We start from the raw sequence: 12,303 nt of genomic DNA, 5'->3' as shown, positions 1-12,303 counted from the left end.
ATGCCAGCCATCCGCGCCACTCAATGGAGTTGAGCATGAGCCTGCACCTAATTATCGGTGACAAACGCTATTCCTCCTGGTCGCTGCGCCCCTGGCTGGTGCTGGAGATGACCGGCGCGCCGTTCACCGATCAGGTCATCCGCCTGAACGTGCCTGACACCCGCGACAACATCCTCAAGTATTCGCCCACCGGTAAAGTGCCTGCGTTGCAGTGTGAGCACGGCACCATCATCGACTCGCTGGCGATCTGCGAATACCTGGTCGAGCGCTTCCCGAACGTCGATCTGTGGCCGCGAGATATTGCGGCTCGCGCCCAGGCCCGTTCTGCCTGCGCACAGATGCACAGCGGTTTCATGAGCCTGCGTTCTAACATGCCGATGGACCTGCGCCAGGATCAGGCGCTGGAAGTCATTCCGGTCGATACCCAAGCCGACATTGATCGTATCGTCGCATTGTGGGCCGAGTGCCGCAGCGCCGCGAAAGAAGCCGGGCCATTCCTGTTCGGTCGTCCGAGCATTGCCGATGCGTTCTTTGCGCCGGTAGCGATCCGTCTGCGCACCTACCGCGTGGCGTTGCCTGAAGAGGCACTGGCCTACATCGAAACCATCTACCAATGGCCTGCCTTCCAGCGCTGGCAGCAGGCTGGTCTAGAGGAGTCCTGATCGTGAAACGCATTCACGTGGCCGCTGCCGTCATTCGTGGCGCCGACGGCAAAATCCTGATCGCCAAAAGGTCTGACAGTCAGCATCAGGGCGGCCTGTGGGAGTTTCCCGGTGGCAAGGTCGAGGAGGGCGAAGCGGTCGAGTCTGCCTTGGGGCGCGAGCTGCTGGAAGAGTTGGGCATCGTAGTCACAGCGGCGCGTCCACTGATCAAGATTCAGCATGACTACCCGGACAAGCACGTGCTGCTGGATGTGTGGGAAGTCTCGGCGTTCACCGGCGAGCCACAGGGTGTCGAAGGGCAGCCGCTGGTGTGGGCGAGTTCACGCGAGCTGGCCAACTACGACTTTCCGGCTGCCAACCGACCAATCGTCGCTGCGGCACGTCTGCCGGGCGAGTACTTGATCACCCCGGAAGGACTGGACAATATCGAGGTCCTGAGGGGGATTCAGAAAGCCATTGCTGGCGGCATCAAACTGGTCCAGTTGCGCGCCCCTGGTGGCTATGACCCCAAGTACCGCGACATGGCGGTTGACGCTGCGGGTCTGTGCGCAGGCAAGGCGCAACTGATGCTCAAAGGGCCGCTGGAATGGCTGGGAGACTTCCCGTCTGCCGGCTGGCACCTGACCGCTGAGCAGTTGCGTAAATACGCGAGCCGTGGACGGCCTTTTCCGGAAGATCGCTGGCTGGCCGCTTCGTGCCACAACGCCGAAGAACTGGCGCTGGCGGAACAGATGGGCGTGGATTTCGTCACCCTGTCGCCGGTTCAGCCGACGTTGACCCATCCTGGTGCTGCCCCGCTGGGCTGGGAGCAGGCTACGCAGCTGATCACAGGCTTCAGCAAGCCTGTTTACCTGCTAGGGGGCGTAGGGCCTGCCGAAAGGCAAAAAGCGTGGGAAAGCGGCGCTCAGGGCGTTGCAGGGATCCGTGCGTTTTGGCCTGAAGCGCTCTGAGTCATGCTAGACCCGTTGGGAGTGGACTTGTCCACGAAGACTGTATTTCAAGCGTCGCATTTCGATTGGTTGTAACAGCCCTTCGTGGACACGTCCGTTCCCACTGTTGAATTGCGTGCGTGGGAGTGGACTTGTCCACGAAGACTGCATTTCAAGCGACACACTTCGATAAATGCACTGGCAAACTTGCCAGGCAGCCTTACTCCGGCTTCGGCGCAGGCTGCCACAGGATCTCGGCGATGCCTTGTCGCCGGGCAATGATCCGTGCGGCGACGAACAGCAGGTCGGACAATCTGTTGATGTACGCCAGACCAGATCCTTCCAGCGGTTCCACCGCATTCAGATGCTGGCAGCGGCGCTCGGCACTGCGCGCCAGGCTGCGGCACACATGAGCCTGTGCAATCAGCGCTGAACCGCCGGGCAGGATGAAGTTTTCCAGCGGCCCCAATTCCTCGTTCCAGACGTCGATCGCTGCTTCAAGGCGATCGACCTCTGCGCTGTTCAGCGCCTTGTAGCTCGGCATGGCCAGTTCGCCGCCGAGGTCGAACAGTCGATGCTGACAGGGCGCCAGAACCTCGATCACTTCGTTGAGCCCGGAAACATTAGGTGCCAGCTCTATGAGTCCGGCCAGCAGCAGGCCCAACTGACTGTTCAGGGTGTCGACTTCACCAATGGCCTCGACGCGCGGATGGTCCTTGGAGACGCGACGGCCGTCACCCAGCCCGGTTTCCCCGGTGTCCCCGGTACGTGTGTAGATCTTCGACAAACGAAAGCCCATTTCAGTGGCTCCTGGTCATGGCTTGGAAATAACCTGTTGCTGCACGTTCACCTGATTGGCGATCAGCGGCAGGCGCAAGGTGAAACAGGTGCCAGTGCCGACGGACGATTGCACTTCCATCTGGCCCTTGTGGTTGTTGGTAATGATGAAGTACGACACCGACAGGCCCAGTCCGGTGCCCTGGCCGATCTCCTTGGTGGTGAAAAAAGGTTCGAAGGTGCGCTTGCGCACGCTTTCGGACATGCCGACGCCGTTGTCTTCTACCTGAATCTCGGCCCACGGTGGGTTGAGCCGGGTGCGCAGAGTGATGCGCCCCTGATCTTCGCCGTCAGGCCGCTGGTGAATGGCTTGCGCAGCGTTTTTCAGCAGGTTCAGCAGCACTTGTTCCAGTTCGTTGGCGATGCACGGCACAGGCCCCAGCTCCGGGTCGAACTGACGGATGATGTGCTGGCCCTTGAAGTCGAAACCGATGGTCAGGTCGAAATCGTTGCTGGCGATTTCCACGGCCTGATCAATCAATGCAGGCAGGTCGCATGGCGAGAGCTGACGATTGCTCAGGCGGCTGAAGTTGAGCATGTGGCTGACAATTTTCGCCGCCCGTGCGCCAGCTTGCTGAATACCGTCGAGCAATTGCGGCACTTCGCGACTGGCCAGGTAGTTGTTCACGACCTCCAGGTCAATACCGTCAGCTTCGGCCTGTTCAAGGTTCTTCGGCAGGTCTGGCGACAGGCGCCGCCGGATGTTCTGCACGTTATGCAGGATCGCGCCCAGCGGGTTGTTGATTTCGTGCGCCATGCCAGCCGCGAGGCCGCCAACGGAGAGCATTTTTTCCGACTGCACCATCATTTCTTCCAGCGAGATCCGCTGTGTGATGTCGTCGATACGAATCACCACACCCCGGCCCGCATCGCCAGTCAGCGGGTAGAACGTCAGCGCATAATGGCGTGGCTCGTCGTTCTTGATCCAGGTCACGCGCTCGATCTTGGTGACGCTGTGTCGTTCTACCGTGTGCTTGATCTGCGGCAGGAACGAGCGCATCGGTTCGAAGGCTATGAAGATCGGTTGATTCATGGCCTCATCCAGCGTGGTGCCCGACAAGGCGCTGGCTTCCTGATTCCACTGGGTGACGTAAAGCTGTTCGTCCAGCGCAATCATGGCCGACGGCATCGAATCGATGATGCTGTTGAGGTAATTCTGAAAACCGGTGAGCTTCTTTTCGATCTTGCTGCGCACCTGCACTTCCAGCTCCAGCTTGCGATTGGTATGCCGGGTTTCCTCAGCCAGACCCTGCGCCTGATCGTAGGCTTCCTGAGAGTCGTCACGGGCGCGCTTGAGCTGCTGTTCGCGGGCTTCGATGCGCGACAGCATGGTGTTGAACGCCTCAGCGAGGCTGCCAATTTCGTCCTCATTGCCGGGCTCGGCGCGCAAGGCGTAGTTTTCTTCGCGCGTCACCTGCCGTGAAAGTTCTTCCAACTGATAAATGGGCTCGGTGATCAGGCGACGAATCTGCCGCGCCACAACCAGCCACAACAGCACACTGAACACCAGAATCCCGAGGCTGGCAGTCAATGTGCCGGTGTAGAAGGCTGGCGGCAACTCACTGCTGGCGACTAGCAGCAGATGCCCCGGAGGCTGTTCACCCTTGGGTACGGTGATGACCTGCGTGCTGCGAAACTCGGTCAGGCGCCAGCTTTCAAGGTCTTTGAAGTGATGAGGCAATTCGAGGCTTTCGCCTTGCTGAACCTGTCCCAGTCGTTCGCCGTCGTTGTCGTAGATCGCCGCTGCCCGCAACGGGCCGTAGCTTTTCAGCTCCCTCAGCAATGCGCGCGCGTCGTTGGGCGAGTTCAGCGCATTTTCGTTGAGGTTGGCACTGCTGATCAGGCGGCCAATGGTCTGCAACGCCTGCGGGGCCATTGCTTCCTGAGAGATGTAGTAGGCCGCGCTGATGAAGGTCAGATTGGCCACCAGCAGCACGGTGGTCATCAAGACCAGCAGGGCGGCGAGCAGCTTCTGGCCGACAGGCAGGTTTTCCAGGCGTTGGCGCAAAGGCATGGGGCAGGTCGCAATGGCAGGTGGAGCAAGCAGGGTAGCGCGGGCTAGTCAGTACGCAAACCCTTGCTTGCCAGATGCGTGATCAGCCTCGTCTGCAACTGCTGCAAATGCGGCACCGGGCAGTGATGGCGCTTGGCAGCGGCACAGGCGTAGCCCAGCAGGTAGCTGATTTCGGTGCGTCGCTGGTGCGCCACGTCCTGATACATCGACGAGTAGTTCGCCGCTGTGGCCTTGATGACCCGCAACACTTCGCTGTGCAAGTCAGCAGCGGCCGCCGGCTGACCGCAGCAATGCAACAGGTCGGTCAGCTCGGCGCAGAGCGTGGCGACTTCACAGTGATGCTCCAAGAGCCCGCCGTTGCGGCAGTCGTGTAGCACCGTCAGGGGATTTACCGCGCAATTGAGCGCCAGCTTGCGCCACAGGCGGGTGAGGATATCCGGCGTCCACTCGTGAGGAATTGCGCTGGCGTGCAAGTCCTTCAAAAGGGAAGGTGGAGCAGGATTCGCAACATCGCCCATCCAGATAAAGCCATGACCGGCGAACACCACGTGCCAGTCGGCCTTGCGGAACGCACCTTCGGTGCTCGAAGCGAAGATGCAACGGGCATGCGGCACTCGTGCTGCGACAGCGTCCTGACTGCCGAGGCCGTTCTGCAGCAGGATCACCTCGGCATCGGCCGTCAAACGCTGCGCCAGTTGCGCCACGGCCTGTTCGGCGTCATAAGCCTTGCAGGCCACCAGCAGGCGAGCGATCGGCGCCTGATCGTCCAGCGCTTGCGCAGGCACTTGGAACGAACGGGCGGCATCGTTTTCTATCAAGGTCAGGCAGCCGCCGCTGGCCTGATAAGCGTCTACACGGGCGGCGTCACGCAGCACCAGACGCACCGGCACATTCGCCCGTGCCAGCCGCGTGGCCCACAGACTGCCCAGGCTGCCTGCGCCCAATACATGCCAGGTCGTCGCCATCAGTGATCGGCCTTCAAGGACAAAAGCGGCCCTGAAGCAGTGAAATCAGTATTCGACATGAAAGGCTCACAGTGAAGGCCGGAAAAGTCTCGTTATAATGAGCGTTCTTTCATACCGTCAAGTCATGCGCGCCGTTGATTGCCGTGCGCGCCGTTCAATTGGAGAACATACATGCCCTCGTTCGACGTAGTGTCCGAATTGGATAAACACGAAGTCACGAATGCCGTCGACAACGCCATCAAAGAACTGGATCGTCGCTACGACCTGAAAGGTAAAGGGACATTCGAGTTCAAGGAATTGACCGTCAGCCTCACCGCCGAAGCAGACTTTCAACTTGAAGCGATGATCGAGATCCTCAAGCTGGCATTGGTCAAACGCAAGATCGACGCCAAGTGCCTTGAGATCAAGGACGCCTACGCCTCCGGCAAGCTGATGAAGCAGGAAGTCGTGCTGCGTGAAGGCATCGATAAAGAGCTGGCGAAGAAGATCGTCGCTCACATCAAGGAAGCCAAGCTCAAGGTTCAGGCCGCCATCCAGGGCGAGCAGGTACGCGTGACGGGCAAGAAGCGTGACGACCTGCAAGAAGCCATCGCAGCGCTGCGCGCCTACGATTCGGGCATGCCGCTGCAATTCAACAATTTCCGTGACTGACGATTTGCAATACGTGCCGGGGAACCGTGGGTTCTCCTGCCAGTCCGAATCGCCCTGTGCATTGAAACGACAGCCATCGCTGTCCATCGACGCCAGTTCGTCAGGTTAAGGAGAGAAAGATGGATTTAAACGCAGAAGTCGGTCACCTGTGGCAAGCGTCGCAGGCCTGGATTCCGATGATCATGCAGTACAGCAGCCGCCTGCTTCTGGCCCTGGTGACCCTGTGTATCGGCTGGTGGTTGATCAACAGATTGACCGGCAAGCTTGGCGCATTGCTGGCACTGCGTCACGCGGACCTGGCATTGCAGGGTTTCGTCAGCAGCCTGGCCAACATTATTCTGAAGATACTGCTGGTGGTCAGTGTCGCGTCGATGATCGGCGTCGAAACCACTTCATTCGTCGCGGCCATCGGTGCTGCCGGTCTGGCAATCGGTCTGGCGTTGCAGGGCAGTCTGGCGAACTTCGCAGGCGGCGTGCTGATTCTGCTGTTTCGCCCGTTCCGCATCGGTGACTGGATTGAAGCGCAGGGCGTGGCAGGCACGGTCGATAGCATTCAGATCTTCCACACCGTGCTGCGGACCGGCGACAACCGGACCGTGATCATGCCCAATGGCAACCTGTCCAACGGCATCATCACCAATACCAATCGCCAGCCGACCCGCAAGGTCGTGTTCGATATCGGTGTCAGCCACGACGCGGACCTCAAGCAAGCCTTGCAAGTCCTGCTGGACATGGCCAAAGACCCTCGCGTACTCGAAGATCCGGCTCCGCAAGCTGTGGTTGCAGCGCTGGGCGAGAACGCCATTACCCTGTCGTTGCGGGTCTGGACCAAGACCGGTGACTTTGGCGACTTGGTGTCGCTGTTCAACATCGAAGCGCGTGATCGCCTGAAAGACGCAGGCATCGACATCCCGGCTCCCCAGCGGATGATGCGTGTCGTTCAGGAGTAGTCTTTCGGCTGCTGCTGCGGCGTGACAAACGAAAAAGCCCTGACTCTCACGAGCCAGGGCTTTTTAATGGGCGGGATTCGTTACAGATTGGCCAGCGCCACAACGATACCGACCGCCGCGATGCCAGCGCCCAGCACATTCAGGAAAAAACCGAAGCGCAGCGCTGTGGAGAGCCTCCACGGCTTGAAGCAGAACGCATAAATGATCAGAAAAATGATTGCGAAGATCTCAAGCTGGCCCAGCAGGACGACGGCACTGCCAACCGTCATCGGCTCGGCGGCGCTTGAGGCGGCATACGCCAGCGCGGTCCAAATCACAGGGATCCAGATGCCCAGCCCGATCAGGGCAAGCATCAGGTATTGATTGAAGCTTGGTTTTTTTGCGGTGTTCACTTCCGTTCCTTTCTGTTCAAAGGGGCGCAGGCTTATTCGCCTGCTGGGTGTTATTACAGAACCTTGTAGTGATCACGGCTTCTCGATACCCGAACCCTCGACCGGCTCTTCAACCTTCGCAATACGAGCCTCTTTGCTCCACTGCAGGATGATCATGATCAGGGTCGGTACGCCGAGCAGTGCCGTGATCAGGAAGAAGTTGTGGTAGCCGAACTTCTCGACCATCACGCCCGAGTAGCCGCCGATCAGGCGTGGCAGCAGCAGCATGATCGAGCTAAGCAGGGCGTACTGGGTGGCTGAGAACTTGAGGTTGGTCAGACTCGACAGGTAGGCCACGAACGCAGACGTTGCGAGGCCGGAGCTGAGGTTGTCCAGCGAGATGGTCAGGATCAGCATTTTGATGTTGGGCCCCATGTCTGCCAGCAGCAGAAACAGGATATTGGTTGACGCTGAGGTCAAGCCGCCGATGAACAGGATCGGCATGATGCCGAAGCGCACGATCAACAGGCCGCCGACGCCTGCGCCCAGCAAGGTCATGACCAGGCCGAAAATCTTGCTGACGCTGGCGATCTGGTCCTTGGTGAAGCCCTGATCGATGTAAAACACGTTGGCCATGACGCCCATCACCGTGTCCGACATCCGGTAGGTCGCAATCAGGCCCAGCAGCAGCAACGCTTGCCAGCGGTAGCGCATGATGAAGTCGTTGATCGGCGTCAGCACCGGTGCCAGGCCGCGGCGGCCCATCGAAGACAGGCAGCCGATGGTGAGCAGGGTGTAGAGAATCGAGCGTAGGAAGGCACGGTCTTCCAGCAGCAGGTCCATCCAGCTCGTGTCTTCGAACAGCACGCTGGCGAAGTCGGTGTTGTAAAGCTGGGTGAACATGGCAGGGACGGACACCAGCAACACAATCAGCACGAATACCGAGGCCAGTTGGTGCGTGAAGCCGTAGCGCGCTGCCGACAGTTGTGTACGCAGCGGCACTGGCGGCTCGCGCATGACCAGTGTGGTGATGAGTGCGGGAAGCATCAACAGGCCGAACAGCACGTAGGTGCCGGTCCATGCCGAGTGCTTGTAAGCAAAACCTGTGGAGCCGAAGCCTTCGGCGAAATACAGCGCACCTGCGGTCGCCAGCAGCGCGGCAACGCGATAGCCAGACATGTAGCTGGCCGCCAAGGCCGCTTGCTGGGTGTCGTGGGCGATTTCCAGGCGATAGGCGTCGATGGCGATGTCTTGTGTTGCAGATGCGAACGCGACGATAACCGCGATGGCAATCAACCAGGACAGGTGCTGTTGCGGATCACAAAAACCCATGCCGATGAGACCCAGCAATACAAGGCTCTGAGACAGCACGAGCCAAGAGCGCCGACGGCCCAGTTTTCCGAGTAACGGCAGGCGCCATTGGTCGAGCAGCGGGGACCAGACCCATTTGAACGCGTAGGCAAGACCGATAAGACTGGCATAGCCAATGGTTTCGCGAGCGACACCTGCCTCGCGCAACCATACCGATAACGTTGAAAAGACCAGCATGTAAGGCATGCCCGCAGCGAATCCGAGCAGCAGCAACACAAAAGTCGATGGGCTGGCATATGCGGCGAGCGCGGCGCGCCAGGTTTTACGGGGCATGGGCTGGAATCTGCCTCAGGTTACGAAAACAAAGGGCGCACTCTAACCGTTGAACGACATAGGGCGCCAGCCATGACGCTGCATATCCACCCGATTGTTCAGAATGGTAAGGCCTTCGGCGCGCAAACGGGCGCGCTGTTCGTCACCTGAAGGGCTGCCAACGGGCAGGCTGAGCTTGCCGCCAGCGGCAATGACGCGGTGCCAGGGCAGGGAAGAGCCCTTGGGCAACTGGCTCAGCGTGCGGCCTACCCAGCGTGCGGCGCGCCCCAAGCCTGCCAGTTCCGCCAGTTGCCCGTAACTCACAACCTTGCCCTCCGGCACCTGACCGAGTGTCAGATAAAGCGCCGTACGCCGTACGTCGGCGGGTGAAAGACCGCAGGGGTCGTTTTTCGCTGAAACCGGGTCGATCACATGTTTACCCTGTATAAGACGAGATTGATTGTCGTTTCCTGGAACTACGGACGGATCTTACGGTCTTTGATTGCTGTATTCAGGGGTCCTTGGATTGCCTTGACGTCTTTTCAGCGGGATGATGCCCGATTTCCCGCCAAACTAGAGCCTAGTAGTCGCTTATGTTGTCCAGAACTCTTCTGTGCCTTGCCATCACCACAGCTTCCACTCCCTTGCTTGCCGACACCGTCTGGCTGAAGAACGGCGATAGATTGACCGGGACCATCAAGGTTTTCGACGGCGGCAAGTTGCTGCTTCAGACCGCATACGGTGGCGCCATTCCGCTCGACTGGAAACAGGTCAAGACCCTGGAAAGTGATCAGCCCTTGCTGGTCAAACAGGATCAGTACACCGGTGAAGTCGCCAAATCGCTCAAAGCGTCCGATGACGGCAAGGTGGTGCTGGCCAATGGCGATGCACCCAAGACGGTCGAACTGGCGAGCATCCAGCAGATCATCAAGCCCAAGCCGGTCATCACCGATCTGGTCTGGAAGGGCAACATCGATGCCGCGCTGGATTTCCAGCAAGCTGAAAACGACACCAATGATTACAACGTCGCGTTTAAGACGTCGGCGCGTCATGGCCAATGGCGTCATAACGCCAGAGGCGAGTACAACCGCGAAACGACAGACGACGTGGTCGGCACCGACAACTGGAGCGCCGAGTACTCCATCGACCGCTTCCTGACCGACAAATTCTTCTGGGATGCACGCGTGACTTACAAGCGCGACAAGATCGAAGACTTGTCCCGTCAGCGTGTCGTGGGTACCGGTCCTGGTTATCAGTTCTGGGATGACGAACTGGGTGCGTTCAAGGTCGGAGCGCTGCTCAACCGTACGGATTTCGAATTTTCCAACGACGAGAAGGAAAACTTCTACTCGGTCGCTGGTACTTGGGACTACAACCGCTACCTGATCGGCAAGAAAGTCGAGTTCTTCACCAACGGCGAGCTGGGCAAGCCGTTGAGTGGCGTTGCCGATTACTCTCTGGATGTCGAGGCGGGGCTGCGCTATAAAGTCACCGAATGGGCTTCGCTCAACCTCAAAGCCGAGAAGGACGTCATCAGCGGCTCCAGCAATGGCGATGTCGACAAGACTCGTTACACCGCAGGCTTCGGCGTCGCCTGGTAAGGCAAGGGTCATGCGACGTACTCATCAGAGCGCGTCGCTGACCATTGCTCTCACGTCTTACATTCGCATTGCGCCATCCAGCTCCAGGATGCGCCCGCTGAAATAATCATTTTCCAGAATATATGCTACGGAATGAGCGATCTCGTCCGGCTTGCCCATGCGCTTGAGCGGAATGGCCGACGTCATTTTTTCCAGTGCTTCTGGCCTCATGCCGCCGGTCATTTCGGTTTCGATAAAGCCCGGAGCAACGCCTGCGACACGAATACCGTAGCGCGCCAACTCTTTCGCCCATGTCACGGTGGCTGCCGCGACACCGGCCTTGGCTGCCGAGTAGTTGGTCTGCCCGATATTGCCTGCCCGTGAAATCGACGAAATATTGATGATCGCGCCCTGGCTCTTCTGCTCGATCATTTTCGCAGCCACTTCGCGGGTGCAGAGAAAAACGCCGGTCAGGTTAACGTCAATGACCGACTGCCACTGCGCCAGGCTGAGCTTGGTCATGACGCCATCTTTTACCTTGACCAGCATGCCGTCGCGCAGGATGCCTGCGTTGTTGATCAGGCCATGAAGGGTGCCGAAGTCTTCAGCGACTTTGTTCACGGTATCCACGACCTGATCTTCAGCGGCGACGTTGCACTGATAGGCCCGGGCCTTCACACCCAGTGCCTCGCACGCCGCAACGGCCTGGTCGAGTTTCTCTTGGTTCAGGTCCAGCAATGCCAGATTGGCGCCCTTGCCAGCCAGATATTCGGCCATCGCTCGACCCAGGCCCTGGCCGCCGCCGGTTACGATGATCAGCTTGTCTTTCAATTCCATGTGTTTGCCCAATCAGTATTGTTCGTCTTCATGGCATCGAAGCCGCGATACGCGTTCAGATGCCATTGCCAGAGCACGTTATAGGCTGTTTCACCGCGTGCGTCTTCAACTCCACGCACGGGTTATGAGGTGGCATAAGGCGAAAGCGAATGGCTTGGCCGTGGTGGCTCGTTTGAGTAACGACCGGCATCGCGGGCTCATTTTTGCAGCCTCTGAAATACACGGAAACACGTGCGTTAAGCCCTGATTCAGCTGGCTCGTGTTTAAAAATGACCTGTGATCGAAGGGGCGGGCGCTTGAATTAACGACTTTCTGACATCACATACGGTCTACTTGCAAGGCACTCTTGCGCTGAGGAACTGATTTGATGCGTGTTTTTTTTCTGATGTTCTTACTCTTTCCGGTACTCGAACTGTTTCTTCTGGTTCGGGTCGGCATGTCCATTGGTTTCCTTTGGACATTCCTATTGGTCCTGGCCACCTCGATGCTGGGCCTTTTTGTCATGCGTGTGGCGGGTTTTGCGACGGCACTGCGAGCGCGCGAAAGCCTGGCGCGTGGTGAGCTGCCTGCGCAGCAGATGCTCGAAGGCCTGATGATTGCAGTAGGCGGTGGCCTGCTCCTGCTGCCTGGCTTCATCAGTGACATTCTGGGCGTGATCTGCCTGTTGCCCTTCACTCGCCGGTTGTTAATCAACAAGGTACGAGATCGTGCCGAGGCTCAGGCCATGCGTCAGCGTGCCTTTGCCGACGATTTGCAAACTCGCGCCCACCAGGAAACGGCCAGCAGCCGTCCCCACGCGATCCATCAGCCGACCCGCGAGCCTGATGTGATCGAAGGCGAGTTCGAACACCGAGACAAGTGATTCGCCTGACCTCTTTGCGCGG

General features: G+C 58.9%; 13 protein-coding genes. 6 read left to right on the top strand and 7 right to left on the bottom strand.

The features are described 5' to 3' along the window. The first annotated feature begins 35 nt into the window (after nucleotides 1-35). Together ALP40_RS00605 and ALP40_RS00600 are read left to right on the top strand one after the other, a co-directional pair. Nucleotides 36-662 carry a glutathione S-transferase family protein gene (locus ALP40_RS00605; RefSeq protein ID WP_122206392.1) on the top strand — a complete coding sequence of 209 codons (627 nt, stop codon included), beginning with the start codon at nucleotides 36-38 and terminating at the stop codon, nucleotides 660-662. 2 nt (nucleotides 663-664) lie between these two features. After that, entirely contained in the window at nucleotides 665-1,612 is a 948-nt protein-coding gene (locus ALP40_RS00600) for a Nudix family hydrolase (protein WP_122206391.1), read from the top strand. A 199-nt stretch (nucleotides 1,613-1,811) separates the two neighbouring features. Here ALP40_RS00600 and ALP40_RS00595 read toward each other — a convergent pair whose 3' ends face one another. The 3 genes from ALP40_RS00595 to ALP40_RS00585 are packed head-to-tail and all read right to left on the bottom strand — an operon-like array spanning nucleotide 1,812 to nucleotide 5,407. Further along, the gene (locus ALP40_RS00595) at nucleotides 1,812-2,390 is read right to left on the bottom strand and encodes a cob(I)yrinic acid a,c-diamide adenosyltransferase (RefSeq protein WP_122206390.1); all 579 of its coding nucleotides are present in this window, start codon (nucleotides 2,388-2,390) and stop codon (nucleotides 1,812-1,814) included. A 15-nt stretch (nucleotides 2,391-2,405) separates the two neighbouring features. After that, nucleotides 2,406-4,442 (bottom strand): ATP-binding protein, encoded by a 2,037-nt coding sequence (locus ALP40_RS00590; RefSeq protein WP_122206389.1) that lies wholly within the window; start codon nucleotides 4,440-4,442, stop codon nucleotides 2,406-2,408. A gap of 44 nt (nucleotides 4,443-4,486) precedes the next feature. Next, nucleotides 4,487-5,407, bottom strand: coding sequence for a putative 2-dehydropantoate 2-reductase (locus ALP40_RS00585; protein ID WP_122206388.1), 921 nt, complete (start codon nucleotides 5,405-5,407; stop codon nucleotides 4,487-4,489). A gap of 171 nt (nucleotides 5,408-5,578) precedes the next feature. Here ALP40_RS00585 and ALP40_RS00580 point away from each other — a divergent pair, with 171 nt between their 5' ends. Continuing rightward, nucleotides 5,579-6,058 carry a YajQ family cyclic di-GMP-binding protein gene (locus ALP40_RS00580; protein ID WP_004881488.1) on the top strand — a complete coding sequence of 160 codons (480 nt, stop codon included), beginning with the start codon at nucleotides 5,579-5,581 and terminating at the stop codon, nucleotides 6,056-6,058. A gap of 119 nt (nucleotides 6,059-6,177) precedes the next feature. Beyond that, on the top strand, nucleotides 6,178-7,008 hold the full coding sequence (locus ALP40_RS00575) for a mechanosensitive ion channel family protein (protein WP_122206387.1): 831 nt from the start codon (nucleotides 6,178-6,180) through the stop codon (nucleotides 7,006-7,008). An 80-nt stretch (nucleotides 7,009-7,088) separates the two neighbouring features. On the opposite strand, the gene ALP40_RS00570 is transcribed toward ALP40_RS00575, so the two are convergent. The 3 genes from ALP40_RS00570 to ALP40_RS00560 form a co-directional block, all read right to left on the bottom strand. Continuing rightward, nucleotides 7,089-7,400 carry a hypothetical protein gene (locus tag ALP40_RS00570; RefSeq protein ID WP_122206386.1) on the bottom strand — a complete coding sequence of 104 codons (312 nt, stop codon included), beginning with the start codon at nucleotides 7,398-7,400 and terminating at the stop codon, nucleotides 7,089-7,091. 72 nt (nucleotides 7,401-7,472) lie between these two features. Continuing rightward, on the bottom strand, nucleotides 7,473-9,023 hold the full coding sequence (locus ALP40_RS00565) for an AmpG family muropeptide MFS transporter (protein ID WP_122206385.1): 1,551 nt from the start codon (nucleotides 9,021-9,023) through the stop codon (nucleotides 7,473-7,475). A gap of 42 nt (nucleotides 9,024-9,065) precedes the next feature. Continuing rightward, nucleotides 9,066-9,434, bottom strand: coding sequence for an MGMT family protein (locus tag ALP40_RS00560; protein ID WP_122206384.1), 369 nt, complete (start codon nucleotides 9,432-9,434; stop codon nucleotides 9,066-9,068). A 161-nt stretch (nucleotides 9,435-9,595) separates the two neighbouring features. On the opposite strand from ALP40_RS00560, the gene ALP40_RS00555 reads away from it, so the two are divergent. After that, nucleotides 9,596-10,603 (top strand): DUF481 domain-containing protein, encoded by a 1,008-nt coding sequence (locus ALP40_RS00555; protein WP_122206383.1) that lies wholly within the window; start codon nucleotides 9,596-9,598, stop codon nucleotides 10,601-10,603. Between the two features lie 57 nt (nucleotides 10,604-10,660). Here the strand turns inward: ALP40_RS00555 and ALP40_RS00550 are convergent, their stop codons facing one another. After that, nucleotides 10,661-11,419 carry an SDR family oxidoreductase gene (locus tag ALP40_RS00550; protein WP_122206382.1) on the bottom strand — a complete coding sequence of 253 codons (759 nt, stop codon included), beginning with the start codon at nucleotides 11,417-11,419 and terminating at the stop codon, nucleotides 10,661-10,663. Between the two features lie 367 nt (nucleotides 11,420-11,786). On the opposite strand from ALP40_RS00550, the gene ALP40_RS00545 reads away from it, so the two are divergent. Next, entirely contained in the window at nucleotides 11,787-12,281 is a 495-nt protein-coding gene (locus ALP40_RS00545) for an FxsA family protein (RefSeq protein ID WP_122206381.1), read from the top strand. The last annotated feature ends 22 nt before the right edge of the window (nucleotides 12,282-12,303 follow it).

The organism is Pseudomonas viridiflava, from assembly GCF_003702045.1.
In the GTDB taxonomy this organism is placed as follows: Bacteria; Pseudomonadota; Gammaproteobacteria; order Pseudomonadales; family Pseudomonadaceae; genus Aquipseudomonas; species Aquipseudomonas viridiflava_C.
The sequence above is the reverse complement of the archived record's forward strand: the minus strand, read 5'-3'. Positions and strand labels throughout refer to the sequence as shown.